The organism is Kitasatospora sp. GAS204B (assembly GCF_029892155.1).
In the GTDB taxonomy this organism is placed as follows: domain Bacteria; phylum Actinomycetota; class Actinomycetes; order Streptomycetales; family Streptomycetaceae; genus Kitasatospora.
The window spans coordinates 24330-47387 of sequence record NZ_JARZAG010000011.1 but is presented as its reverse complement, the minus strand read 5'-3'; the positions used below and the strand labels follow the sequence as shown (position 1 = coordinate 47387).

Sequence of the window (23058 nt, the reverse complement as noted above, 5' to 3'; positions counted from 1 at the left end):
GGGCTGTCGCCGACCGCCGCCAGCGGCTACTCTCCAGTAACGAGATCAGCTGCCGAGACCGGGTAGCGAGATCCGCCGAGCCCTGGAGTGACCCCATGCCCGCTTCCGCAGAGCGCTCCGCCCGGGTCCTCGGCGGCCTGCTGATCGGGGCCGGCATCACCCACTTCGTCGCGCCCAAGCCGTACGACGCGATGGTGCCCCGTGCGCTGCCCGGCGCCCCGCGCCGCTGGACGTACGCCAGCGGCGTGGCCGAACTCGCCATCGGAGCGGCCGTCGTCGCACCGCGCACCCGGCGGCTCGCCGCCCTGGCGGCGGCCGGACTCTTCGTGGCCGTCTACCCGGCCAACGTCAAGATGGCCTACGACGCGCGCCACCGGCCGACCCCGCAGCGCGCGGCCACGCTCGCCCGACTCCCGCTCCAGGTACCGCTGGTGCGCTGGGCCCTGCGGGTGCACCGCGCCGGGCACACTGGCTGACGCCAACTGGCGGTCTCTGCACGGCTTCGATCAGGCGTCATACGCCGCACGCTAACTGACGGACCGTCAAGGCCGTGCGGTGCGCGCCGTGGGCCGCGACCGCCAGCATCAGATCCTCCGTCACCGGCCAGGCCACGGAGCCGGGTTCCGAGCCGATCGGCAGCGCCGAGCAGGGCCCGGGCGGCCAGCTCGACGGCGCCGCCCCGACCGGGCGCAGCAGACCGGTGCCGCCGCCCAGCCCCTGGCCAACCGCCTTGGCCAGCGCCTCCTTCCGGGTCCAGAGCCAGAGGAGGGCGGCCGAGCGCTGGTCCGGGTGCTGTCCGGCGACCCAGGCGGCCTCGGCGGCCGGGAACCAGCGCCGCGCCAAAGCCCCGTGGGCGAGCGGCCGGATCCACTCCACGGCCACGCCGACCCCCGCCACCCCGTCCCCCGCCGCCACGGCGACCACCCCGCGCAGCCGGCTCACGCTCACCGCCACGCCCGCCACGCCTTCGATCACCAGCCGCCCCGACGCGGCCCGCCCCAGCCGCAGCCGCCCGACCGGCGTCCCGGTCCGCTCCGCCACCAGCCGCAACACCAACTCCCGTGCGGCAGACCGCTCCTGGCCAGCGACCCGGGTCAGCCACACCTCCACCTCGGCAGCCTCACTCATCGACCGCCGCCCGCCGCACCGTCAGGTATCGCCGCTGAGGTCGCGGTCACCAGCACCTCCGGAGGACGGCATACGGGGGAGACGACATGATAGAGCGTCAGCAGCCTCGTGGCAGCCGATCCCGCGGCTCACCCGCCCGGCAGCTCCTGCTCGGTCCAGATCGTCTTGCCCGAAGCCGTGTACCGGCTCCCCCAGCGGTTGGTCAGCTGCGCCACCAGGTAGAGCCCGCGCCCGCCCTCGTCGGTCAGCCGGGCCCGGCGCATCCGCGGCTGGGTGCTGCTGCCGTCCGAGACCTCGCAGGTCAGCGTGTCCGCGCGGATCAGCCGCACGACCACCGGGCCGCCGGCGTAGCGGATCGCGTTGGTCACCAGCTCGCTGAGCACCAGTTCGGTGGTGAAGGCCAACTCCGCCAGCCCCCAGTCCTCCAGGGTGCTGGTGGCGTCCTCACGGACCTTGGCCACCGCCGCCGGCTCCGGCTCCACCGACCAGACGGCGGTGTCCGCCGCCGCGACGGCCTTGGTGCGGGCCAGCAGCAGGGTGACGTCGTCCTGCAACCGGGTGGGCGGCAGGCCGGCGATGATCCGCTGACCCGTCTCGGGCAGCGGCAGGTCCTGGGCCAGCACGACGGCCAGCCGCCGGGTCAACTCGGCCATCCCGGCGTCGATGTCACCCTCGCCGCGCTCGATCAGGCCGTCGGTGTAGAGCGCCAGCACGCTGCCGGGCTCCAGCTCCACCTTGACCGACTCGAACGGCAGGCCGCCGACGCCCAGCGGCGGGCCCGGCACCACCGGCAGGAACTCGGTGCTGCCGTCCGGATGCGCGACGGCGGGCGGCGGGTGGCCGGCGCTGGCCACGGTGCAGGTGCGCGACACCGGGTCGTAGACGGCGTACAGGCAGGTGCCGCCGAAGGAGGCGGCCTCGGGCCGGGAGCGCGCGCTGCCACTCTGCTCCACGGCCGGCTCGGCGACCACCCCGTACCGGGTCGGGTGCAGGCCGTCGGCCTCCAGGTCGTCCTCGTCGTCGGCCGCCAGCGCGGCTTCCACCAGCAACTGGGCCACCAGGTCGTCGAGGTGGACCAGCAGCTCCTCGGGCTCCAGGTCCAGGTCGGCCAGGGTGCGCACGGCGGTGCGCAGCCGTCCCATGGTGGCGGAGGCGTGCAGGCCGTGGCCCGTGACGTCGCCGACCACCAGCGCCACCCGGGCGGAGGAGAGCGGGATGACGTCGAACCAGTCGCCACCCACCCCGCCGACGGTGTCGGTGGGCAGGTAGACACTGGCGGTGCTGACGGCGGCGACCGAGCGGACGGCCGGCGGCAGCAGGCTGCGCTGCAGGCCGATCGCGGCGCGGTGCTCGCGGGTGTAGCGGCGCGCGTTGTCCAGCGCGAGCCCGGCGCGGGCGGCGGCCTCCTTCAGCAGTGCGTGGTCCTCCTCCTCGTAGGCCTCCTTCCAGCGGTCGCGGCGCACGCTGATCCGGCCGAGCAGCACGCCGCGGGCGCTCAGCGGGGCGGTGAGCCGCCAGGGCTCGGCGAGGGCCCCGAGCACCCCGACCTCCTCCCTGCCGTCCGGGCCGACCAGCACCGTCTCGCCGTCGGGGCCGACCAGCACGGTGTCGCCGGGGGCCGGCAGCGACTCGGGCGGGCCGGCCACGGCGGTGCGGCGCAGCAGCAGCCGCCCGTTCGGGTCCGGGGCGGGTTCCTCACCGCTGAACACGGCGGCGGCGATCTCCACGCTGGCCACGTCGGCGAAGGTGCCGGTCAGCGCCTCGGCGAGCTGTTTCGCGCTGTCGGTGACCGAGAGCGAGCGGCCGATGGCGGCGGTGACCTGGTGCAGCAGAGCCAGCCGGCGCCGGGTCCGGTACTCCTCGGTGATGTCGTTGAAGAGCGCGGTGAGCCCGATCACCTCGCCGTCGGCGCCCTGCAGGCGGAAGGCGGAGATCGCCATCATCCGACCACCGCGCGGGTCTATCACCGTCCTGGCCAGCTCCTCGGCCAGCACCAGCGGCCGGCCGGTCTCCATCACCTGCCGCAGGTGCTGTTCCACGGCGGCGGCGTCCTGGGGCTGCAGGAAGTCGGCGAGCCGGCGCCCGCTGAGCGCGACGGGCATGCCGGAGTAGGGCAGCAGGTGGGTGTTGGTGCGCACGATCCGCAGGTCGCGGTCGAAGACCACCAGGCCGAACCGGTCCTGGAGGAAGAGCTCGCGGGTGAAGGCCTGGTCCTGGCGCCAGCGGTCGGCGGTGGCCGCGGGGGCGCCGAGCACCACGTAGCGGGCGGCCGTGCGGTCCCCGCCGGCGGCGCCGCGCAGCGCCAGCAGCCGGACCTCCAGGTCGAGCAGCCGGCCGTCCCCGGTACGGACCTGCACCCGCCCGGCCCAGGCGCCTTCGGGCTCACCCAGCTTGACCCCGTCCAGCGCCCCGGCGGGTTCGAGCCGCCCGGCGAGCAGCTCGCGGACCAGACGGCCGCGCAGCACTCCGGCGGGAAGGGCGAGCAGCGCCTCGGCTGCCGCCGTGCAGTCCAGGATCCTGCCACCGCCGTCGACCAGCACCCCTGCCACACCGTCGAGGAACGGGAAGCGGGAGTCGTCCATACCGTCCACCTCGCCCGGTCAAGCCCTCCCCTCATCCTCCACCGGGAGGCCGCCGCCGGCGTCTCGGCGCTCCGGAACGCCACCGACTTTTGCCCCCATGACAGCGATCAGTGCCCGCCGGCGTCCAGCACCTCGACGTCCGCGATGTTCCGCTCGATCTCCTCGGCCGGCAGCGCGACGGCCATCGCCCAGTAGTAGATGACCAGCGAGAAGGCGGCGATCACCGCGATGTCCCACCAGAGCGGCAGGTTCTTCTGCGCCCCGACCCCGAACTGGCCCTGCCAGGAGGCGACCCCCAGGCCGACCAGGTAGACCGGCAGCCACTGCCCGGCCCGGAAGTCCATCCGGGGCGCGCGCGGGAGCCGCTTGACCCTGGCGTAGGCCGCGTACGAGCCGAGCAGCAGGTAGCCGATCAGGATCGAGGCGCCCAGCCGCCAGAGGGTGTCCCAGCCGGCCCAGTAGATGACCAGGCCCGCGACGACGAAGGCGATCGGCGAGACGACCTCCCCGGCGGGCAGCCGGAAGGGTCGCTCCAGGTCCGGGAACCGCTTGCGCAGCACGCCGAAGGCCAGCGGCGCGCCCGCGTACATCAGCACCACCGCCGAGGTGATGAAGCTGACCAGCTTCTGCCAGCTGGGGAACGGCAGGAAGCAGAGCACCCCGGCCACGAAGGCGATCAGCAGGCCGATCCAGGGCACCGCGCGCCGGTCGGTGGCCTGCAGCGTCTCCGGCGCGTAGCCGTTGCGGCTGAGGCCGTAGGTGATCCGGGAGCTGGAGGTGATGTAGACCAGGCCGGTACCGGCGGGCGAGATGATCGCGTCGATGTAGAGCACGGTGGCGAACCCGCCGAGGCCGATCACGGTGGCGAGCCCGGCGAACGGGCCGCTGATCCCCGCGTAGGTGAGCTCGCCCCAGCCGCCGGTGATGGCGGATCCCGGCACGGCGCCGATGAAGACCACCTGGAGCAGCAGGTAGACCAGGCTGCCGATGAACACCGAGCCGAGCACCGCGCGCGGGATGTCCCGGCGCGGGTGGGTGCTCTCCCCGGCCCACTGGATCGCCTGCTCGAAGCCGAGCAGCGCGAAGATCACCCCGCTGGTGCTGATCGCCGACAGCACACCGCGGGCGCCGAACGGCGCGAAGCCCTGCGAGCTGAAGTTGTGGCCGTGGAACTCGGTGGCGGCGAAGATCACGATGGTCACCACCGGGATGGCGACCTTCCACCAGGTGGCCGCGCTGTTGGTGCGGGCCAGCCACTTGACGCCGAAGAAGTTGATCCCGACGAAGAGGGCGAGCAGCGCGGCCGCCACCGCGAAGCCTGATGCGGTCAGCGTCGAGTCCTTGGGGTGTTGCAGGCCGTCCGCCCAGCTCCAGTGCCGGGCGTAGCCGATCATCGCCTGCACCTCGATCGGCGCGATGGTGGCGGCCTGCAGCCAGGTGAACCAGCCGAACGACATCCCCGTGAACCCGCCGAAGGCGTAGTGCGGGTAGCGCGCGGTGCCGCCCGCCACCGGGAAGAGGCCGCCGAGCTCGGCGTGCACCAGGGCGAGCAGCACGATGGCGACCGTGCCGACGATCCAGGAGATGATCGCGGCCGGCCCGGCCGCCTTGACGGCCTTCTCGGCGCCGAAGAGCCAGCCGGAGCCGATGATCGCGCCGACCGAGGCCCAGAGCAGGCCGATCATGCCCACCTCGCGACGCAGGGCGTGCCTGGGGGACGAGCGCTGGGGCGCCGGGGCGGGCGTTGCCATGGCTGCGGCCTCTCTCGAACGACGGTGGGTATCGCTCCGACGCTGCCGCAGATCCGGCCCCGCCCGGTGACTTCGGGCCCGCGACACGACGGGACCGCCAACCGTCCGGGCTAATGAGGCAGCGGGGGTAGTTACGGCAGATTGATTAAGCTATTGTTATTACTTATGCAGACCACACCACCACTCGCCGCGGATCCACCACCCGGAGACAGCCCGGAGGAGCTCGCGGCGACGCTGCGGCTGATCGTCGGCCGGATCGCCCGCCGGGTGCGGCAGGCCCACATCTCGGGGGACCTGGCGCACTCCGAGGTGTCCGTGCTGGCCCGGCTGGACCGGGAGGGCGCCAATTCGCCCGGTGCGCTCGCCGAGTTGGAGCGAGTGCGCCCGCAGGCGATGGCCACCACGCTGGCCGGGCTGGAGGAGCGCGGCCTGGTGAGCCGGCGACCGGACCCCAGCGACGGCCGCCGGGTGATCATGACGCTCACCGGAGCGGGCCGCCAGGTGCTCACCGAGCGCCGCTCGGAGTCGGTGCGGCTGCTGGCCGCCACCCTCGGCACCGAGTTCACCGACGAGGAGCGGCAGCAGCTGCGCGCCACGCTGCCGCTGCTCGAACGCCTGGCGGAGGGACTGTGATGCCGGCGACCGCGATAGCCAAGGAGCCGGACGGCGGGCGCTACAAGTGGATCGCCCTCTCCAACACCACGATGGGCGTGCTGATCGCGACCATCGACGGCTCGATCGTGATCATCTCGCTGCCGGCGATCTTCCGCGGCATCGGCCTGGACCCGCTGGCTCCCGCCAACATCGGCTACCTGCTCTGGATGATCCTCGGCTACACCCTGGTCACCGCCGTGCTGGTGGTGGCACTCGGACGGCTCGGCGACATGTTCGGCCGGGTCCGGATGTACAACCTGGGCTTCGCGATCTTCGCCGCCGCCTCGCTGGCCCTCTCGCTCGATCCGCTCAAGGGCGGGGGCGGGGCGCTCTGGCTGATCGGCTTCCGGATCGTGCAGGCCGTCGGCGGATCGATGCTGACGGCGAACTCGGCGGCGATCCTCACCGACGCCTTCCCGACCCGCCAGCGCGGCATGGCCCTGGGCATCAACCAGATCACCGCGCTGATGGGCATGTTCCTCGGCCTGCTGGTCGGCGGCGTGCTGGCCACCATCGACTGGCGCGCGGTCTTCTGGGTCAGCGTGCCGGTCGGGGTGCTGGGCACCTTCTGGTCGTACCGCAGCCTGCGGGAGACCGGCACCCGCAGGCCCGGGCGGATCGACTGGGTCGGCAACCTGACCTTCACCGGGGGCGCCGCCTGCCTGCTCGCCGCGATCACCTACGGCATCCAGCCCTACGGCGGCCACCCCACCGGCTGGACCAACCCCTGGGTGCTGGGCGGCCTGGGCGCCGGCCTGGCGCTGCTCGCCACCTTCTGCGTCGCGGAGACCCGGATCGCCGAACCGATGTTCCAGCTGCGGCTGTTCAAGATCCGCGCGTTCGCCGCCGGGAACCTGGCGGCGCTGCTGATCGCGATCGCCCGCGGCGGCATGCAGTTCATGCTGATCATCTGGCTGCAGGGGATCTGGCTGCCGCTGCACGGCTACTCCTTCGAGCGCACCCCGCTCTGGGCCGGCATCTTCATGCTGCCGCTGACCGTCGGCTTCCTGCTCGGCGGTCCGATCTCCGGCTACCTCTCCGACCGGTACGGCGCGCGGCTCTTCGCCACCAGCGGGCTGCTCCTGGTGGCCGCCGCCTTCATCGGCCTGATGCTGCTGCCGGTCGACTTCCCCTACCCCGCCTTCTCGGCCCTCCTGCTGGTCAGCGGGATCGGCCAGGGCATGTTCTCGGCGCCGAACACCTCGGCGATCATGGGCAGCGTGCCGCCGGAGCAGCGCGGCGTGGCCTCCGGCATGCGCTCCACCTTCCAGAACTCCGGCACCGCGCTGTCGATCGGCCTGTTCTTCTCGCTGATGATCGTCGGCCTGGCCGGCTCGCTGCCGCACGCGCTGCAGAGTGGCCTGACCGCGCAGCAGGTGCCGCCCGCGACGGCGCAGCAGGTGGCCGGGCTGCCGCCGGTGAGCACGCTCTTCGCCACCTTCCTCGGCAAGAACCCGATCGGTCAGCTGCTCGGCCCCAGCGGCGTACTGCACAGCCTGCCGGCGGCCAACTCGCAGGTGCTGACCGGCAACCGGTTCTTCCCCGAACTGGTCTCCGGCCCGTTCCACCACGGCCTGGTCACCGTCTTCAGCGCGGCCGCCGCGCTGGCCCTGATCGGCGCGCTCGCCTCGGCGCTGCGCGGCCCGCGCGCCGCCAGGAGCGGCCAGGCCGGAGCCGGACAGCACCCCGACTCGGACCGGGCCGGCTCCGACACCAAGACCCCCGCAGTGAAAGGACCTCAGCGATGACGCAGCACCCCGCGAACAGCGCCCTGCTGGTGATGGACGTTCAGCGGACCATCGTGGACCGCTTCCCCGCCCCTGAGTACCTCCCCCGGCTGGCCGGCGCCGTCGAGGCCGCCCGCGCCGCCGGGATCCCGGTGATCTACGTGGTGGTCGGCTTCCGGGCCGGCCACCCGGAGATCAGCCCCCGCAACAAGACCTTCGGCGCCCTGCGGCTCAGCGGCGCCTTCACCGACACCGACCCCGGCACCCAGGTCTCGGACGAGGTCGCGCCGAAGGACGGCGAACCGGTCGTCACCAAGAAGCGGGTCAGCGCCTTCGCTGGCAGCGACCTCGCCCTGGTGCTGCGCGCCGGCGGGATCGAGCACCTGGTGCTGACCGGCATCGCCACCAGCGGCGTGGTGCTCTCCACCCTGCGCGAGGCCGCCGACCTCGACTTCGGCCTCACCGTGCTGGCCGACGGCTGCCTGGACGCCGACCCCGAGGTGCACCGGGTGCTCACCGAGAAGGTGTTCCCCCGGCAGGCGGAGGTCCTGGACATCGAGGCGTGGGTGACGAGCCTCGGCATGTGACGGCATGGAACGCCGCTGCCGACCGGCGCGCGCCGGTCGGCAGCGGCGTTCACGTCCTAGACGCCAGGAGTACGCGGTGGAACGGGGATTCCGACCTGCGCCGCGAGCGAGTCGGCCAGTGCCTCGCGGCGAATCCGCCGGTCGACGTAGAGCAGCCCGTCGGTCAGCGGCGTGATCGGTGCGGTGAGCACCGTCGCGACGCCCAGGCCCAGCAGCACGAAGGCGATGCAGAAGACCACGCCGAAGGCCGAGGGGCCGCCGGACACGGTGTCCCCGTACTGGTCGACCCGATCGCCGGCGGTGAGGCCGAGCCCGATCACGCCGATCACCCAGGCCGGGGCCAGAATCGCCTGGCTGACGAAGGATCCGATCATCCGGATCAGGTACGGGATGCCCAGACTGCGCCACCAGGCGCCGTGGTTGAGCGTCCAGGCCCGGCGGATCGCGGCGACCGGGCGCCGGTTCTCCAGCACCACCACCGGGACCAGCAGGGTCAGCCGCACCCCGGCGTAGCCGCCGAGCCCCAGCACCACCAGCAGCAGGAGCACCGCCAGCACGCCGAACACGGCACCGCTGTCGGTCAGCAGCCCGAGCACGGTGGCCGGCACCAGCGCGACCAGCACCGCGGCGAGCCCGGCCGCGGCGAGCAGCAGCTGGGCACCGAGCACCCGCCACAGGTGGGGGCGGGCCTGCGACCAGAGCTGACCGGCCGTCACCGGGCGGCCGACCACGGCGTGCCGCAGCACCGCCGCACTCGACACGCTCGCCACCAGCGAGAACGCCAGGAAGCAGAGCAGCAGCAGGAGCCCGCCGACGATGGCGAGCACGCCGATGGTGAAACCCTGGCTGTCGGTCGGCTGGGCCGCGGTCTGGTCCGACAACTGCTGGAAGGTCCCCGAGGTCAGCAGGTAGCCCACGGTGCCGTAGACGGTGAACAGCACGGCGGCGGCCGCCAGCACGCCGAGCAGCGGCAGCAGCAGCGGCTTGACGTAGCGGCGCATGGTGGTGAAGACACCGCTGAGCACGTCGCCGAGCCCGAGCGGGGCCAGCGGTATCACCCCGGGCTTGGGCGGCGCGGGCCGAACGCCCCAACCCGCCCAGGGCGGCGGCCAACCACCCGGCGCGGCGCCGGGGTACGGGCCCTGGTAGCCCTGAGTGGCTTGGTAGGCCTGCTGGTACGGCGGCGGTGGCGGCGGGTACGGGCCGGCGGCGCCCGGCCGGTCACTCGGCGCCGCCGCGTCGGCCTGCCCGCCGCCCGGCTGCCCCGGCGCCGGATCGGGCTCCGGATCCGGCGCCCGCCACACGTCATCGCCGCTCATGCTCTGCTCTCCCCCTGTACCGCACAGTGCCGTTGTCTCGCGCCGGCCGGGTGTATTCGGCCCGCGGACCCCAGAGCGTACGGGAGAGCCGCCACGGCAGGCACGACCGGGGCGGCCGGTCGGCGGCCGGGTGGCTCGGCGGATCGACCGGGCCGGCGCGGTCAGCCGGTGCTGTACCAGTCCCAGGGCAGCGCCCCGTGCTCCGGCAGCTGCGGCTCACGCGAGTTGATGGTGATCAGCGGGCGGTCCTTCCAGACCGTCGCGTCGTTGGACCGGCGGCACATCTCGGTGCGCGCGTGGTCGGTGTTGGCCACCAGCACCAGGACCGTCTCCTTGCGCAGCCGCTCGAAGACGGCCTGATCCGGGTCGTCCAACGCGGTCCGCAGCCGGGCCCGGTCGGCCAGCCGCAGCCGCCCCCGGTCACCGTAGCCGAGCGGGCGGACCTCCGCGGTGGTCCTGGCCACGCCGCGAGCGAGCGTCAGCAGCGGCAGCAGGGTGGGGATCCGGCCCGGATCGGTGACGCCCTCGCCCTGGGCCGCGCGGTAGACCGCCAGGCCGAGCAGGGTCCGCACCGCCGCCAGATCGCCGCCGGCCACCCGGGGGTCGTATCTGGCCGCCCAGTTGGTCAGCCCCCGGGCCCAGTACATGGCCACGTCCAAGGCGGCCGCCTTGCCCATCAGCGCGGCGTCCACCTCCCACCACCAGTGCGGATCGCCCTCGGCCGCCTCGATGGCCGGCTCCAACTCGTGCACAGCCCTCACCTCGCTCCCGGTGCGCCCACCGCATCCCGGTCGGGCGCGCGTGCCCCCTATGGTGCGGTGGTGCGCGGCGCGATGTCCGCCGATCGGGCAAACCCGCTCGGCCGGGCGGGTGGGCAACTCCCTTGCGCCGCCCGGCCGTCCAGCGTCAGGGCGTCTGGCCGTACAGGTGCTCGACGTGCAGTTCGACCACCAGCCGGCGATCGCGGACCATCGCCGCGCGGTACTCGTCCCAGTCCGGGTGCTCGCCTGACAGCGTGCGGTAGAGGTCGACCAACTCCTCGACGGTGGCGTCGTCCTCGGCGGCGGCCACCGGCGTCAGCTCGGCGGTGCCCTCGGCCACCGCCCAGGTCCCGTAGTCCGGGCTGGTCGCGTACAGGCTCGCCCGCGGGTCGCGGGCCAGGTTCTTCGCCTTCACGCGATCGGCGGTGATCGAGACCCGGATCAGCTCCCGAGCCGGGTCGTACGCATAGCGGACATTGGAGAGCTGGGGCCGCCCGTCCCGTTTCAGGGTCACCAGCACGCCGGTCCGTTGGGCGGCGAACAGTTCACGGATCTTGACTTCGTCGGCCATCGGCCTCTCCTCAGCAACTGAAGCAACTGATCGGCTGTTCCACCGCCAAACTAGCGGGCCGGGAGGCGAATCGGCCGCGACAGCGCGCGGTGTTCCCGGTACGGAGCATCGCCCAGCTGCCGTGATTCGCGTGTGACGTGTGCGATGCGGGGTTGTTATCAGGGTGATGATCCGTCTAGTCTCCCCAGCAACCCGTCACCGTGCGGGCACCCGGACGCGGTACGCCGAGTCCTGCCCAACGCGCTCCCGGGACCACGACACACCTCTGGGCAGGGGCGGGGGACCCAGGATTCATGCCGTCCCCGTACGGCTCGGGGTGAAGCCGTCCGCCGGATCCGTCCGCGCGAACGGCCGGGCCAGCCTCCGGTCCGAACCCGACAGCTCACCTCGCAGGCGTGCGGAGAGGGATCTTCCATGGGCATATCCGGGGTGTTCTCCGGTCCGGGCCGCCACCGTCGGCCGAGCCAGGCCGACCGCGCAGTGGCCGTCGCGACCGTGGCCGGCGCCGGTCTGGCCCTGCCACTGCTCACGGCCACCGGCGCGCACGCCGCCCCGGCCACGGCCTGGGACACGGTGGCCCAGTGCGAGACCGGCGGCAACTGGAGCGCCGACACGGGCAACGGGCACTACGGCGGGCTGCAGTTCACCCAGCAGGACTGGGTCGCCAACGGCGGCGACCGGTACGGCGCGGTGGCCTCGCACGCGACCGAGGCGCAGCAGATCAAGGTGGCCGAGCAGTTGCTCGCCGGCCAGGGTCCGGGCGTCTGGGGGAACTGCGCGACGGTGGCGGGGCTGACCGCACCGACCGCCACCTCCGTGCCCACACCCGCGCCCACTGCGTCGACGTCCGCGCCCACGACCGCACCCCCGATCACCGACACGCCGACCGCGCCGGTGATCGGCGTGTCGATCGGGCCCAGCACCTCGACGGGCACCTCGACCAGCCCCCTGCCCGGCTCCGCGCCCACGTCGACGGCTGCGCCGACCCAGGACCCGGCCGCCCCCGGCACCACGGCCCCGGCGCCGGCGCCGGCCGCGCCCGGCACCACCAACGCCGCCGCGCCCACCGCCAGCCCGACCCCGCAGGCGCCGACCAGCTCGCCGACCCCGGCAACCCAGGCCCCCGCGGCGCCGACCCAGGCCCAGAGCAGCACTCCCCCGGCCGGCACCGCGACCACCCCCGCCACTGGCACGCCGAGCACCGCCCCGACCAGCGCGCCCGTAGCCGATCCGACCACCCCGGCAACCCCGGCCGCGCCCGGCACCCCCCAGTCCCCCGCCGCCGGCCAGGGCTACACCGTCCAGCACGGCGACAACCTCTGGACCATCGCCCAGAGCCACCACCTCGACACCTGGCAGCACCTCTACCAGGACAACCTCGGCACGGTCGGCACCAACCCCGACCTGATCTACCCCGGTCAGCAGCTCCAGCTGCCCTGACGGACCGTCAGCCCCGTGCCCGGCGCCCCTGGCGCCGGGCACCTCGGGCAGCCGTCAGAATGGACCCATGTCACGACGCCCCACCAGGCCCCGCCCGGCCCCCGCCCCCGCCACGCCGGACCGCTGCCCGTGCGGACTGCCCGCGAGCTACGCCGACTGCTGCGGCCGGCTGCACAGCGGCCTGGCCCAGGCGACCACCGCCGAGCAGCTGATGCGCTCGCGGTTCAGCGCCTTCGTGGTCGAGGACGCCGCCTACCTGCTGCGCAGCTGGCACCCGCAGACCCGGCCGCCGGCCGTCGACTTCGATCCCCGACTGCGCTGGCAGCGGCTGGAGATCCTGGGCAGCACCGAGGGCGGCCCGTTCCACCAGGAGGGCACGGTGGAGTTCGTCGCCCGCTACCAGGAACAGGGCCTCTCCGGCAGCATGCGGGAGAAGAGCCGCTTCGTGCGCGACCAGGGCGTCTGGGTCTACCTGGACGGCGTGGTCGCCGACTGAACCGTCCTGCCGTCCTCGCCGGCGCCCTGCCGGGGGCCCGCGGGCGGCCGCTAATTGCCTGGCCGCCCCGGCAACCCCGGGCTAGCTTGGCCCGCATGGACCAAGGCGCCCCCTCCGCAGTCACCGCCCCTACCGCTGCCCCCACCACCGCCCCACCCGGTGCCAAGCTCAACCCCAAGGCGATGGCCGCGGCCACCGTCACCGTGCTGCTCTGGGCCTCGGCCTTCGTGGCGATCCGTTCGGCCGCCGCGCACTACGGCCCTGGTGCGCTCGCGCTGGGCCGGCTGACCGTCGGCTCGATCGCGCTGCTGGCCGTCTGGGCCATCCGCCGCGAAGGCCTGCCACCCCGCGCCGCCTGGCCGGGCATCGCGCTCTCCGGGCTGCTCTGGTTCGGCCTCTACATGGTCGCGCTCAACTGGGGCGAGCAGAAGGTCGACGCCGGCACGGCCGCCATGGTGGTGAACATCGGCCCGATGCTGATCGCGCTGCTGGGCGGTTGGCTGCTGCGCGAGGGATTCCCGCGGCAGTTGATGGTCGGCATGGCCGTCTCGTTCGCGGGCGCGGTGGTGGTGGGTCTCGCGCAGTCGGGCGGCAGCGGTTCCTCGGTGCTGGGCGTGCTGCTCTGCCTGGCCGCCGCCCTGCTCTACGCGGCCGGTGTGGTGGCCCAGAAGCCCGCGCTGCGGCACGCGACTGCGCTGCAGGCCACCGCCTTCGGCTGCCTGATCGGCACGGTGGCCTGCCTGCCGTTCTCCGGACAGCTCGCCGGCCAGCTCGGCCACGCCCCGCTGTCGGCCACGCTCAACCTGGTCTACCTGGGCCTGTTCCCCACCGCGCTCGCCTTCAGCACCTGGGCCTACGCGCTCTCCCGCACCACCGCCGGCCGGATGGGCGCCACCACCTATGCCGTCCCGGCGCTGGTGGTGGTCATGTCCTGGGCGATCCTCGGCGAGGTGCCGGCTCTGCTGAGCCTGGCCGGCGGCTGCCTCTGCCTGGGCGGCGTCGCCCTCGCCCGTCGGCGCTGACCGTCGGCACAGCGCTCTTCTGACATACCGTCAGCTGACTACTCATCAGCAGAGGACTCCCCGTGCAGCTTCCCATCACCCCTGACGACCAGCGCCGCCGCGCGCACGCCTTCCGCGACCTGCACGCCGGCCCCGGCGCCTTCGTCGTCGCCAACGCCTGGGACCAGGGCACCGCGCGCCTGCTGAGCGCCCTGGGCTTCACCGCGGTGGCCACCACCAGCGCGGGGCTGGCCTTCGCGCTCGGCCGCACCGACGGCGCGAACCTGGTCACCCGCGAGGAGGCGCTGGCCAACGCCCGCGCCATCGTCACCGCCACCGACCTGCCGGTCTCCGCCGACCTGGAGAACGGCTTCGGCGCGAGCCCGGACGCGGTGGCCGAGACGATCCGGCTGGCCGCCGCGACCGGACTGGTCGGCGGTTCGATCGAGGACGCCACCGGCGACCCCGCCACTCCCATCCACCCGTTCGAGCAGGCCGTGGAGCGGATCCGGGCCGCCGTGGCGGCGGCCCGCGAACTCGACTTCCCGTTCACGGTCACCGCCCGCGCCGAGAACTTCCTGCACGGCCGGCCGGACCTGGACGACACCGTACGCCGCCTGCGGGCCTTCGAAGCCGCCGGCGCCGACGTCCTGTTCGCGCCCGGTCTGCCGGACGCCGAGGCCGTCCGCACCGTCTGCGCCGCCGTCGACAAGCCGGTCAACGTGCTCGCCGCCGGCCCGCTCGCCAAGTTGACGGTCCGTCAGCTCGCCGAGCTGGGTGCCCGCCGGATCAGTGTCGGCTCGGCCTTCGCCCGGGTCGCCCTGGCCGCCGCCCAACGCTCCGCCGCCGAGATCCTGAACACCGGCGGCTTCGCCTCGTTCGCCGACGCGATGCCGATGTCCGAGGCCAACTCCCTGATGAGCGACCAGCTTTGACGCCCCCCCGACGGACGACTCCCGGTCGACCAGTCAGGACCGCTCGACCGGGACTTCGGCGGGCGTCGGCGGGCTGATGATCCAGAGCACCTCGGTGGCGGTGGCCGCGGTGTTCACCAGACGGTGCGGCACCGAGGTGGCGTACTCGATGCTGTCCCCGGTCGTCAGGACGTGCTGCTCGCCGTCGAGTTCGAGGCTGACCTCGCCGCTGAGGACCAGCAGGATCTCCTGGGCGTCGCCGTGGGAGTACGCGGTGTCGCCGGTGCTGGCCCCGGGCTCGAAGTCGGCGCTGTAGACCTCCAGATGACGCAGCGGCGGCTGCGCGATCATGAACTTGCGCGAGCCGGCCTGGACGCCCACCTCGGGTCGGTCCGCGCGCCGCAGGACCTGGTGCCGCGCCGGCTCGCCGCTCTCGAACAGGTCGGCGACCGAGATGTTGAGTGCCACGGCGATGCGACGCAGCGAGCCGACGCTCGCCTCGGTGCGCCCGTTCTCCAACTGGCTCAGGAAGCTGGGACTGACCCCGGCCGCCTCGCCCAGCGCACGCAGAGTCAACCGGCGCATCTGCCGGTAGTCCCGTACCCGGACACCGACGTGCGATTCGCCGTTCCCCCCGGACGATCGCGTCATGACCACCATCCCTCGATCTCTGCGGCCCTTGCCACCACTTAACGCCGATGCTAGCTTCACTGAACTTCTTGTTCAATGCAGCTGAACCTCGACTCCCACCAGCATCGACCGGAACAGATCGGAAGCAGGTTCCCGTGGGCACAGTCACCACCACCAACGGCGGCGTCTCCTTCTGGTACGCCTCGCTGGGCGCGCCAGAGCCCCGCCGGCCACTCGACGGTTCCACCGAGGTGGACGTGTGCGTGGTGGGCGGCGGCTACACCGGCCTGTGGACGGCCTACTACCTGAAGAAGGCCGATCCGAGCCTGCGGGTGGCGGTGCTGGAGCAGCGGTTCTGCGGTTACGGCGCCTCCGGCCGCAACGGCGGCTGGCTCTACGGCGGGTTCGCCGGCCGCGCGGCCTTCGCCCGCAGCCACGGCAAGGACGCCGCGATCCGCATGCAACAGGCCATGAACGCCTCGGTGGACGAGGTGATCAGGGCCGCCGACGCCGAGGGCATCGAGGCCGACATCGTCAAGGGCGGGGTGCTGGAGGTGGCCCGCAGCCGGCCACAACTGGCCCGTCTGCAGGCGTTCGTCGCCGAGGAGCACGCCTTCGGCCAGCAGGACCAGTTGCTGCTCTCGGCCACCGAGGCCGCCGAACGGCTCGCCGTGGCCGGCACGCTGGGCGCGAGCTGGAGTCCGCATGGCGCCCGGATCCAGCCGGCCCGCCTGGTCAGAGGCCTGGCCGCCACGGTACTGGGCCTCGGCGTCGAGGTGTACGAGGGCACCACGGTCACCGAGATCCGGCCCGCCGGCGCCGAGCGGCAGGCCCAGGCCGTCACCGCGCGCGGGACGGTCTCCGCCCGGTTCGTGCTCCGGGCCACCGAGGGATTCACCGCGGCCCTGCGCGGCCAGCGGCGGACCTGGCTGCCGATGAACTCCTCCATGATCGTCACCGATCCGCTGCCGGCGTCGTTCTGGGAGCAGGTCGGCTGGCAGCGCCGGGAGACCCTGGGCGACCTGGCGCACGCCTACATGTACGCCCAACGCACCGCCGACGACCGGATCGCACTCGGCGGACGCGGCGTGCCCTACCGCTTCGGCTCGCGCATCGACCACGACGGGGCCACCGCCCAGCGGACCGTCGACGAGCTACGGGCGATCCTGACCGCCTTCTTCCCGGCCGCCGCCGACACGCGCGTCGCCCACGCCTGGTCCGGGGTCCTCGGCGTCCCACGCGACTGGTGCTGCACCGTCGAGCTGGACCCGCGCACCGGCCTGGGCTGGGCCGGCGGCTACGTGGGCAGCGGGGTCACCACCGCGAACCTCGCCGCCCGGACCCTGCGCGACCTGGTCCTGCGGGAGACCTCGGCGGCCGGCGAGAGCGAGTTGACCACGCTGCCCTGGGTCGGCCACACGGTCCGCCGCTGGGAGCCGGAGCCGCTGCGCTGGCTCGGCGTGCACAGCATGTACACCGCCTTCCACGCCGCGGATCGCCAGGAACGCGACGGCCGGCCCACCACCTCGCCGATCGCACGAGTCGCCGACCGGATCGCCGGCCGGCACTGAACCCGCACGGCAAGCCCCGAGAACGCCGCGGCGGCCGCCGCCTCCCGTTAGGCCCTTGGGCCGTGCCCCGGTGGACCCCGGCCTGACCCGGTGGAAAGCTCGAAGGACCAGCTTTCCCGTGCGTCCGAGGAGCACCGGCATGTCCGAGCGAGCATCATCCCGGGCCGGCGCGGCCGGACAGGTCACCGCCGTCGATCGGCCCGAGCAGGTGCGCAACGTGGTCCTGGTCGGCGTCAGCGGGGCCGGCAAGACCACGCTCACCGAGTCGCTGGCGCTGGCCGCCGGGGAGCTGCCCCGGGCCGGGCGGGTGAGCGAGGGCACCACCGTCTCCGACCACGAGGAGATCGAGCACCAGCAGCAGCGCTCGGTCCGGCTCGCCCTGGTGCCGGTCGGCTGGCGGGACGTCAAGATCAACCTGCTCGACCCGCCGGGCCACGCCGACTTCGCCGGCGAGCTGCGGGCCGCGCTGCGGGCCGCCGACGCGGCGGTCTTCGTGATCTCGGCGACCGACCCGATCGGCGGTCCGGTGCGGGCGCTCTGGCAGGAGTGCGCGGTGCTCGGCCTGCCCCGGGCCATCGCGGTCACCCATATGGATGCGGCGCGGGCGGACTTCGACGAGGTACTGAAGAGCTGTCAGGAGGCCTTCGGCGCCGGGCACCCGGACTCGGTGCAGCCACTGGACCTGCCGGTGCGCAGCGAAGGGCAGGTGCGCGGCACGGTGGAGCTGCTCTCCGGCGAGTTCCACGGTCAGGGCCGGACTCACGGCCAGGCGCAGACCCAGGGCCGGGCGGAGTCGGCGCCGGCGACCGGTCCGGCCCGGGAGCGGCTGGTGGAGGCGATCGCGGGTGAGGACGACGAGCTGCTCGAGCGCTACCTCGGCGGCGAGACGCTGGACGAGGACGCGCTCACCCGGGGGCTGCGCGGCGCGGTGCTGCACGACGCGATCCACCCGGTGCTGCCGATCACCGAGGACGGCACCGGCGCGGTCGACCTGCTCGACCTGATCGTCTCCGCCTACCCCGCCCCGAGCGACCGGCCGCTGCCCGAGTTCACCGACGGGAGCGAGCTGCCGGGCGACCCGCGCGGCCCGCTGGTCGCCCAGGTGATCCAGAACACCGGCGACCCGTATGTCGGCCGGCTGAGCCTGGTGCGGGTCTTCTCCGGCACCCTGCACCCGGACAGCCCGCTGCACGTGGCGGGCCCGGACGCCGCCGAGCAGCGCGCCGGGGCCGCCCACCAGGCCGCCGACGAGCGGATCGCGGGCCTGACCAGCCCGTTCGGCAAGCAGCAGCGCCCGGTCCCGCACGCGGTGGCGGGCGACCTGGTCTGCGTCGGCAAGCTGACCGGCGCCAGGGTCGGCGACACCCTCTCGGACCCGGCCGCCCCGGCCACGCTCACCCGGTGGGAGCTGCCGGAACCGCTGCTGCCGATCGCGATCGCGGCCCACAGCCGCAGTGACGAGGACAAGCTGGCCCAGGGCCTGTCCCGGCTGGCCGCGCAGGATCCGACCGTCCGGGTCGAGCAGAACCCCGACACCCGCCAGCTGGTCCTCTGGTGCACCGGCGAGGCACATGCCGGGGTGCTGCTGCACCTGCTGAGCGCGCAGTTCGGCGTGCAGGTCGAGCAGGTCGAGTACCAGGTGGCGCTGCGCGAGACCTTCGGCGGGTCCGCCACCGGGCACGGCCGGCTGGTCAAGCAGTCCGGCGGGCACGGCCAGTACGCGATCTGCGAGCTGCTGGTCGAGCCGCTGCCCAGCGGCAGCGGCTTCGAGTTCGTCGACAAGGTGGTCGGCGGCGCGGTGCCCCGCAACTTCATCCCCTCGGTGGAGAAGGGTGTCCGGGCCCAGCTGGCGAACGGCGTGGGCGAGGGCTACCCGCTGGTGGACGTCCGGGTCACGCTGGTGGACGGCAAGGCGCACTCGGTGGACTCCTCGGACGCCGCCTTCCAGTCGGCGGGCGCGCTGGCGCTGCGCGACGCGGCGACCCGGACCACCGTGCGCCTGCTGGAGCCGGTGGCCGTGGTCGGCGTGCTGGTACCGGACGAGTACCAGGGCGCGGTGCTCAGCGACCTGTCGGTGCGCCGGGCACGCGTGCTGGGCACCGAGCCGGCCGGGCCCGGGCAGAGCCTGCTGCGGGCCGAGGTGCCCGAACTGGAGCTGACCCGCTACGCGGTCGACCTGCGCTCGCTCTCGCACGGCACCGGCTCGTTCACCCGCAGCCCGCTGCGCTACGACCCGATGCCCGCCGCGCTCGCGGACCGGGTCGCCAAGGCGCGGGACTGACGGACCGTCAGCCCTGTTGGGCGAGCAGCCGCACCGCCTCCTCGCGCATCTCCACCTTGCGCACCTTGCCGGTCACGGTCATCGGGAAGGCGTCCGCCAGGTGCACGTACCGCGGGATCTTGTAGTGCGCCAGGCGCCCCGTGCAGTACGCCCGCAGCATCTCGGCGGTCAGCCCGGGGGCACCGGTCCGCAGCCGGATCCAGGCCATCAGCTCCTCGCCGTACTTCTCGTCCGGCACCCCGACCACCTGGACGTCCAGGATGTCGGGGTGGGTGAGCAGGAACTCCTCGATCTCCCGGGGGTAGATGTTCTCGCCGCCCCGGATCACCAGGTCCTTGATCCGCCCGGTGATCGCCAGGTACCCGTCCCGGTCCATCACCGCGAGGTCGCCGGTGTGCATCCAGCCCTCGGCGTCCAGCACCTCGGCGGTGCGCTCGGGCTGCTCCCAGTAGCCGATCATCACCGAGTAGCCCCGGGTGCACAGTTCGCCGGGCGTGCCGCGCTCCAGGGTCGCGCCGGTGGCCGGGTCGATCACCTTGACCTCCAACTGCGGCCCGACCCGGCCGACGGTGGCGATCCGCTGCTCGAAGCCGTCCTCGCGGCGGGTCTGGGTGGAGACCGGGGAGGTCTCGGTCATGCCGTAGCAGATCGACACGTCGCGCATGTGCATCCGCTCGATGACCTGCCGCATCACTTCGGCCGGGCAGGGCGAGCCGGCCATGATGCCGGTGCGCAGCGAGCTCAGGTCGTGGTCGGCGAAGCCGGGGTCGTCGAGTTCGGCGATGAACATGGTCGGCACGCCGTAGAGCGAGGTGCAGCGCTCGGCGGCGACGGCGGCCAGGGTGGCGGCGGGGTCGAAGGTCGGGGCCGGGATGACCACGCAGGCGCCGTGCGAGACGGCCGCCAGGTTGCCCATCACCATGCCGAAGCAGTGGTAGAACGGCACCGGGACGCAGATCCGGTCCTGCTCGGTGTACTCGCACAACTCGCCGACGAAGTACCCGTTGTTGAGGATGTTGCGGTGCGACAGGGTGGCGCCCTTGGGGAAGCCGGTGGTGCCCGAGGTGTACTGGATGTTGATCGGATCGTCGGCCCCGAGCTCGGCCGCGACGGCCGCCAGCGCCGCCGGGTCGCCCGCCCGCCCGGCGCCGAGCAGCCCGTCCCAGGAGTCCTCGCCGATCAGCACCACCTCGCGCAGCTCCGGGCAGTTCGGCCGGGCCGCCGCCAGCATCGCCGCGTACTCGGAGGTCTTGTAGGCGGGCATCGCCACCACCACGCCGATCCCGGACTGGCGCAGCACGTACTCGAGTTCGTGGGTGCGGTAGGCCGGGTTGATGTTCACCAGGATCGCGCCGATCCGGGCGGTCGCGTACTGCACCAGCACCCACTCGGCGCAGTTCGGCGACCAGATGCCGACCCGGTCGCCGGTCCGCACGCCGAGCGCGAGCAGCCCGTGCGCCACCGCGTCCACCTCGGCGGCGAGTTGACGGTAGGTCCAGCGCCGGCCGCTGGGGACGTCGACCAGCGCCTCGCGCTCGCCGAAGGCGGCCACCGTGCGGGCCAGGGCGGCACCGATCGTCTCGGTCAGCAGGGGGCGGTCGGTGGCACCGTGGGCGTGGCTGAGCATCGGCAGCTCCAGGACGGGCGACGGGACGGGTGAGGGTGGGAACCGGGAAGCGAGGCTGCCATACCCCGCAGCGTCACCGCCATACCCTCGCCGTCACTTGAGCAGCCGGGAGAGCCGCCGGTCGGCCAGCGGCTTGCCGCCGGTCTGGCAGGTCGGGCAGTACTGCAGCGCCGAGTCGGCGAACGAGACCTCGCGGATGGTGTCCCCGCAGACCGGGCAGGGCTGACCGGCCCGGCCGTGCACCCGTAGGCCGATCTTCTTCTCCGCCTTCAGCTCCCCGGCGGCCAGCCCGCGCGAGCGCTCGACGGCATCGCGCAGGGTGTCGCCGATCGCCCGGTGGAGGATCTCGGTCTCCGGCTCGGTGAGCTTGGCCGCCAGCTTGAAGGGCGACATCTTCGCGACGTGCAGGATCTCGTCCGAATAGGCGTTGCCGATGCCCGCCAGCACGCTCTGGTCCCGCAGCACGCCCTTGAGCTGGCGGCGCTCACCGGCCAGCAGCGCGCGCAGCGCGGCGAGCGTGAACGCGGGGTCCAGCGGGTCGGGGCCCAGGCGGGCGATGCCGGGGACTTCGGCCGGATCGGCGACCACCGAGACCGCCAGGCCCTTCTTGGTGCCGGCCTCGGTCAGGTCGAAGCCCGTGGTGGGAGGGTCCACCAGGCGCACGCGCAGGGCCAGCGGTCCCTTGCCGGGGTGCGGCGGCTCGGCGGACATCTTCCGCTGCCAGCGCAGCCAGCCGGCCCGGGCCAGGTGGATCACCAGGTGGAGTTCGTCGGCGCCGCCGCCGGCGGTGATCACCAGGAACTTGCCGCGCCGCCCGACCGCCGTCACGGTGCGGCCCTCCAGCGCGGTGACCGGTGGGTCGTAGGTCTTGAGCACGTTGACGGCGACCGGGTACACCCGGTCGATCTCGCGGCCGACCAGCTGTTCCGCCAGGAAGGCGCTGAGCGCTTCGACTTCGGGCAATTCCGGCATACCATCCAGTCTGCCGCCGCAGCGGTGGGGGCCGCTGGTCGACGCCGCCGCGTCGTGAAAAAGTGCTCATATGCTTTATGACCGGATCGACTACCAGCTCGAACTCCAGCGCGCCGTGGACGCCGCCCGGCCCGTGCTGACCACCGGGCGGGTGGCCGACTACATCCCCGCGCTCGGCGCGGTCGATCCGGCCACCTTCGGGCTGGCCCTGGCCACCGTCGACGGCGAGCTGTACGGCGCGGGCGACTGGGAGGCGCCGTTCTCCATCCAGTCCATCTCCAAGCTCTTCACCCTCGCCCTCACGCTGGCCACCGGCGGCGAGGGGATCTGGCACCGGGTGGGCCGCGAGCCGTCCGGCACGCCGTTCAACTCGCTGATCCAGCTGGAGTCCGAGCAGGGCATCCCGCGCAACCCGTTCATCAACGCGGGCGCCGTGGTGGTCACCGACCACCTGCTCACCCTCACCGGGGACGCCGGCGGCGCGGTGCGCGAGTTCCTGCGCGCCGAGTCGGGCAACCCGCTGCTGGACACCGACCCGGCGGTGGCCGCCTCCGAGGCCACCCACGGCCACCGCAACGCCGCGCTCGCCCACTTCATCGCCAGCTACGGCAACCTGGAGAACCCGGTCGACGCGGTCCTCACGCACTACTACGCGCACTGCGCGATCAGCGCCAGCTGCCGCGACCTCGCGCAGGCCGGCCTCTTCCTGGCCCGGCACGGCCTGCGCGCCGACGGCAGCCGGCTGCTCTCGCGCAGCGACGCCAAGCGGATCAACGCGGTGCTGCTGACCTGCGGCACCTACGACGCGGCGGGCGACTTCGCCTACCGGGTCGGGCTGCCGGGCAAGAGCGGGGTCGGCGGCGGGATCCTCGCCATCGTCCCTGGGCGCGGCGCGCTCTGCGCCTGGGGACCGGCGCTGGACCGGGCCGGCAACTCGGTCGGCGCGGTCACCGCGCTCGACGCTTTCACCACGGCCACCGGCTGGTCCGTCTTCTGACGACACGTCAGCGGTGTCGACCGCCGGCCGTGCTCGCGCCGATACCCTG

At 73.5% G+C, this 23058-nt stretch carries 20 protein-coding genes and 1 riboswitch; of the genes, 11 read left to right on the top strand and 9 right to left on the bottom strand.

Features of this window, described 5'->3' with window-relative positions; translation table 11 throughout:
• Positions 1 to 95: 95 nt before the first annotated feature.
• Positions 96 to 476 (top strand): hypothetical protein, encoded by a 381-nt coding sequence (locus P3T41_RS16875; protein WP_280690685.1) that lies wholly within the window; start codon positions 96 to 98, stop codon positions 474 to 476.
• 37 nt (positions 477 to 513) lie between these two features.
• On the opposite strand, the gene P3T41_RS16870 is transcribed toward P3T41_RS16875, so the two are convergent.
• The 3 genes from P3T41_RS16870 to P3T41_RS16860 form a co-directional block, all read right to left on the bottom strand.
• Positions 514 to 1128, bottom strand: coding sequence for a 4'-phosphopantetheinyl transferase superfamily protein (locus tag P3T41_RS16870; protein WP_280690684.1), 615 nt, complete (start codon positions 1126 to 1128; stop codon positions 514 to 516).
• Positions 1129 to 1256: 128 nt separating this feature from the next.
• Entirely contained in the window at positions 1257 to 3710 is a 2454-nt protein-coding gene (locus P3T41_RS16865; protein ID WP_280690683.1) for a SpoIIE family protein phosphatase, read from the bottom strand.
• A gap of 107 nt (positions 3711 to 3817) precedes the next feature.
• Entirely contained in the window at positions 3818 to 5461 is a 1644-nt protein-coding gene (locus P3T41_RS16860) for an APC family permease (protein WP_280690682.1), read from the bottom strand.
• Positions 5462 to 5626: 165 nt separating this feature from the next.
• On the opposite strand from P3T41_RS16860, the gene P3T41_RS16855 reads away from it, so the two are divergent.
• Genes P3T41_RS16855 through P3T41_RS16845 form a run of 3 tightly spaced genes read left to right on the top strand, consistent with a single transcriptional unit; the run spans position 5627 to position 8429 of the window.
• Positions 5627 to 6094: a MarR family transcriptional regulator gene (locus tag P3T41_RS16855; protein ID WP_280690681.1), complete on the top strand. Its 468-nt coding sequence runs from the start codon at positions 5627 to 5629 to the stop codon at positions 6092 to 6094.
• The gene (locus P3T41_RS16850; RefSeq protein WP_280690680.1) at positions 6094 to 7863 is read left to right on the top strand and encodes an MFS transporter; all 1770 of its coding nucleotides are present in this window, start codon (positions 6094 to 6096) and stop codon (positions 7861 to 7863) included. Before P3T41_RS16855 ends, P3T41_RS16850 begins: the two co-directional genes overlap by 1 nt.
• Positions 7860 to 8429 (top strand): isochorismatase family cysteine hydrolase, encoded by a 570-nt coding sequence (locus tag P3T41_RS16845; RefSeq protein ID WP_280690679.1) that lies wholly within the window; start codon positions 7860 to 7862, stop codon positions 8427 to 8429. The genes P3T41_RS16850 and P3T41_RS16845 overlap by 4 nt, the downstream gene beginning before the upstream one ends.
• A 56-nt stretch (positions 8430 to 8485) precedes the next feature.
• Here P3T41_RS16845 and P3T41_RS16840 read toward each other — a convergent pair whose 3' ends face one another.
• The 3 genes from P3T41_RS16840 to P3T41_RS16830 all read right to left on the bottom strand — a co-directional run bounded on the left by P3T41_RS16840 (position 8486) and on the right by P3T41_RS16830 (position 11080).
• Positions 8486 to 9748 carry a hypothetical protein gene (locus P3T41_RS16840; protein ID WP_280690678.1) on the bottom strand — a complete coding sequence of 421 codons (1263 nt, stop codon included), beginning with the start codon at positions 9746 to 9748 and terminating at the stop codon, positions 8486 to 8488.
• Between the two features lie 161 nt (positions 9749 to 9909).
• Positions 9910 to 10509, bottom strand: a complete 600-nt coding sequence (locus P3T41_RS16835; protein WP_280690677.1) for a hypothetical protein — start codon at positions 10507 to 10509, stop codon at positions 9910 to 9912.
• Between the two features lie 145 nt (positions 10510 to 10654).
• Complete coding sequence (locus tag P3T41_RS16830) at positions 10655 to 11080, bottom strand: PPOX class F420-dependent oxidoreductase (RefSeq protein WP_280690676.1); 426 nt, start codon at positions 11078 to 11080, stop codon at positions 10655 to 10657.
• 245 nt (positions 11081 to 11325) lie between these two features.
• A riboswitch (cyclic di-AMP (ydaO/yuaA leader) is annotated at positions 11326 to 11492 on the top strand.
• 2 nt (positions 11493 to 11494) lie between these two features.
• Between P3T41_RS16830 and P3T41_RS16825 the strand changes: the two genes are divergently transcribed.
• The 4 genes from P3T41_RS16825 to P3T41_RS16810 all read left to right on the top strand — a co-directional run bounded on the left by P3T41_RS16825 (position 11495) and on the right by P3T41_RS16810 (position 14952).
• Entirely contained in the window at positions 11495 to 12520 is a 1026-nt protein-coding gene (locus P3T41_RS16825; RefSeq protein WP_280690675.1) for a transglycosylase family protein, read from the top strand.
• A 67-nt stretch (positions 12521 to 12587) separates the two neighbouring features.
• Positions 12588 to 13016, top strand: coding sequence for a YchJ family metal-binding protein (locus P3T41_RS16820; protein WP_280690674.1), 429 nt, complete (start codon positions 12588 to 12590; stop codon positions 13014 to 13016).
• 182 nt (positions 13017 to 13198) lie between these two features.
• Entirely contained in the window at positions 13199 to 14038 is an 840-nt protein-coding gene (locus P3T41_RS16815) for a DMT family transporter (RefSeq protein WP_280690868.1), read from the top strand.
• A 62-nt stretch (positions 14039 to 14100) separates the two neighbouring features.
• Entirely contained in the window at positions 14101 to 14952 is an 852-nt protein-coding gene (locus P3T41_RS16810) for an isocitrate lyase/phosphoenolpyruvate mutase family protein (RefSeq protein WP_280690673.1), read from the top strand.
• 33 nt (positions 14953 to 14985) lie between these two features.
• On the opposite strand, the gene P3T41_RS16805 is transcribed toward P3T41_RS16810, so the two are convergent.
• Positions 14986 to 15582: a cupin domain-containing protein gene (locus P3T41_RS16805; protein ID WP_280690672.1), complete on the bottom strand. Its 597-nt coding sequence runs from the start codon at positions 15580 to 15582 to the stop codon at positions 14986 to 14988.
• 134 nt (positions 15583 to 15716) lie between these two features.
• Here P3T41_RS16805 and P3T41_RS16800 point away from each other — a divergent pair, with 134 nt between their 5' ends.
• Both P3T41_RS16800 and P3T41_RS16795 read left to right on the top strand, forming a co-directional pair.
• Positions 15717 to 17132 carry an FAD-dependent oxidoreductase gene (locus P3T41_RS16800; RefSeq protein WP_280690671.1) on the top strand — a complete coding sequence of 472 codons (1416 nt, stop codon included), beginning with the start codon at positions 15717 to 15719 and terminating at the stop codon, positions 17130 to 17132.
• Positions 17133 to 17271: 139 nt separating this feature from the next.
• A complete protein-coding gene (locus P3T41_RS16795; RefSeq protein ID WP_280690670.1) occupies positions 17272 to 19413 on the top strand; it encodes an elongation factor G-like protein EF-G2 in 2142 nt (713 codons plus the stop codon).
• A gap of 7 nt (positions 19414 to 19420) precedes the next feature.
• On the opposite strand, the gene P3T41_RS16790 is transcribed toward P3T41_RS16795, so the two are convergent.
• Positions 19421 to 21040: an AMP-binding protein gene (locus tag P3T41_RS16790; protein WP_280690669.1), complete on the bottom strand. Its 1620-nt coding sequence runs from the start codon at positions 21038 to 21040 to the stop codon at positions 19421 to 19423.
• Between the two features lie 93 nt (positions 21041 to 21133).
• On the bottom strand, positions 21134 to 22012 hold the full coding sequence (locus P3T41_RS16785; RefSeq protein WP_280690668.1) for a DNA-formamidopyrimidine glycosylase family protein: 879 nt from the start codon (positions 22010 to 22012) through the stop codon (positions 21134 to 21136).
• Between the two features lie 70 nt (positions 22013 to 22082).
• Here P3T41_RS16785 and P3T41_RS16780 point away from each other — a divergent pair, with 70 nt between their 5' ends.
• Positions 22083 to 23009, top strand: a complete 927-nt coding sequence (locus P3T41_RS16780) for a glutaminase (protein ID WP_280690667.1) — start codon at positions 22083 to 22085, stop codon at positions 23007 to 23009.
• Positions 23010 to 23058: the final 49 nt, after the last annotated feature.

What these genes read in the sequence shown, in the direction of transcription:
- P3T41_RS16875 (WP_280690685.1), top strand. Translation starts at nt 96, where the DNA reads ATGCCCGCTTCCGCAGAGCGCTCCGCCCGGGTCCTCGGCGGCCTGCTG.
- P3T41_RS16870 (WP_280690684.1), bottom strand. Translation starts at nt 1,128, where the DNA reads ATGAGTGAGGCTGCCGAGGTGGAGGTGTGGCTGACCCGGGTCGCTGGC.
- P3T41_RS16865 (WP_280690683.1), bottom strand. Translation starts at nt 3,710, where the DNA reads ATGGACGACTCCCGCTTCCCGTTCCTCGACGGTGTGGCAGGGGTGCTG.
- P3T41_RS16860 (WP_280690682.1), bottom strand. Translation starts at nt 5,461, where the DNA reads ATGGCAACGCCCGCCCCGGCGCCCCAGCGCTCGTCCCCCAGGCACGCC.
- P3T41_RS16855 (WP_280690681.1), top strand. Translation starts at nt 5,627, where the DNA reads ATGCAGACCACACCACCACTCGCCGCGGATCCACCACCCGGAGACAGC.
- P3T41_RS16850 (WP_280690680.1), top strand. Translation starts at nt 6,094, where the DNA reads ATGCCGGCGACCGCGATAGCCAAGGAGCCGGACGGCGGGCGCTACAAG.
- P3T41_RS16845 (WP_280690679.1), top strand. Translation starts at nt 7,860, where the DNA reads ATGACGCAGCACCCCGCGAACAGCGCCCTGCTGGTGATGGACGTTCAG.
- P3T41_RS16840 (WP_280690678.1), bottom strand. Translation starts at nt 9,748, where the DNA reads ATGAGCGGCGATGACGTGTGGCGGGCGCCGGATCCGGAGCCCGATCCG.
- P3T41_RS16830 (WP_280690676.1), bottom strand. Translation starts at nt 11,080, where the DNA reads ATGGCCGACGAAGTCAAGATCCGTGAACTGTTCGCCGCCCAACGGACC.
- P3T41_RS16825 (WP_280690675.1), top strand. Translation starts at nt 11,495, where the DNA reads ATGGGCATATCCGGGGTGTTCTCCGGTCCGGGCCGCCACCGTCGGCCG.
- P3T41_RS16820 (WP_280690674.1), top strand. Translation starts at nt 12,588, where the DNA reads ATGTCACGACGCCCCACCAGGCCCCGCCCGGCCCCCGCCCCCGCCACG.
- P3T41_RS16815 (WP_280690868.1), top strand. Translation starts at nt 13,199, where the DNA reads ATGGCCGCGGCCACCGTCACCGTGCTGCTCTGGGCCTCGGCCTTCGTG.
- P3T41_RS16805 (WP_280690672.1), bottom strand. Translation starts at nt 15,582, where the DNA reads ATGACGCGATCGTCCGGGGGGAACGGCGAATCGCACGTCGGTGTCCGG.
- P3T41_RS16795 (WP_280690670.1), top strand. Translation starts at nt 17,272, where the DNA reads ATGTCCGAGCGAGCATCATCCCGGGCCGGCGCGGCCGGACAGGTCACC.
- P3T41_RS16790 (WP_280690669.1), bottom strand. Translation starts at nt 21,040, where the DNA reads ATGCTCAGCCACGCCCACGGTGCCACCGACCGCCCCCTGCTGACCGAG.
- P3T41_RS16785 (WP_280690668.1), bottom strand. Translation starts at nt 22,012, where the DNA reads ATGCCGGAATTGCCCGAAGTCGAAGCGCTCAGCGCCTTCCTGGCGGAA.
- P3T41_RS16780 (WP_280690667.1), top strand. Translation starts at nt 22,083, where the DNA reads ATGCTTTATGACCGGATCGACTACCAGCTCGAACTCCAGCGCGCCGTG.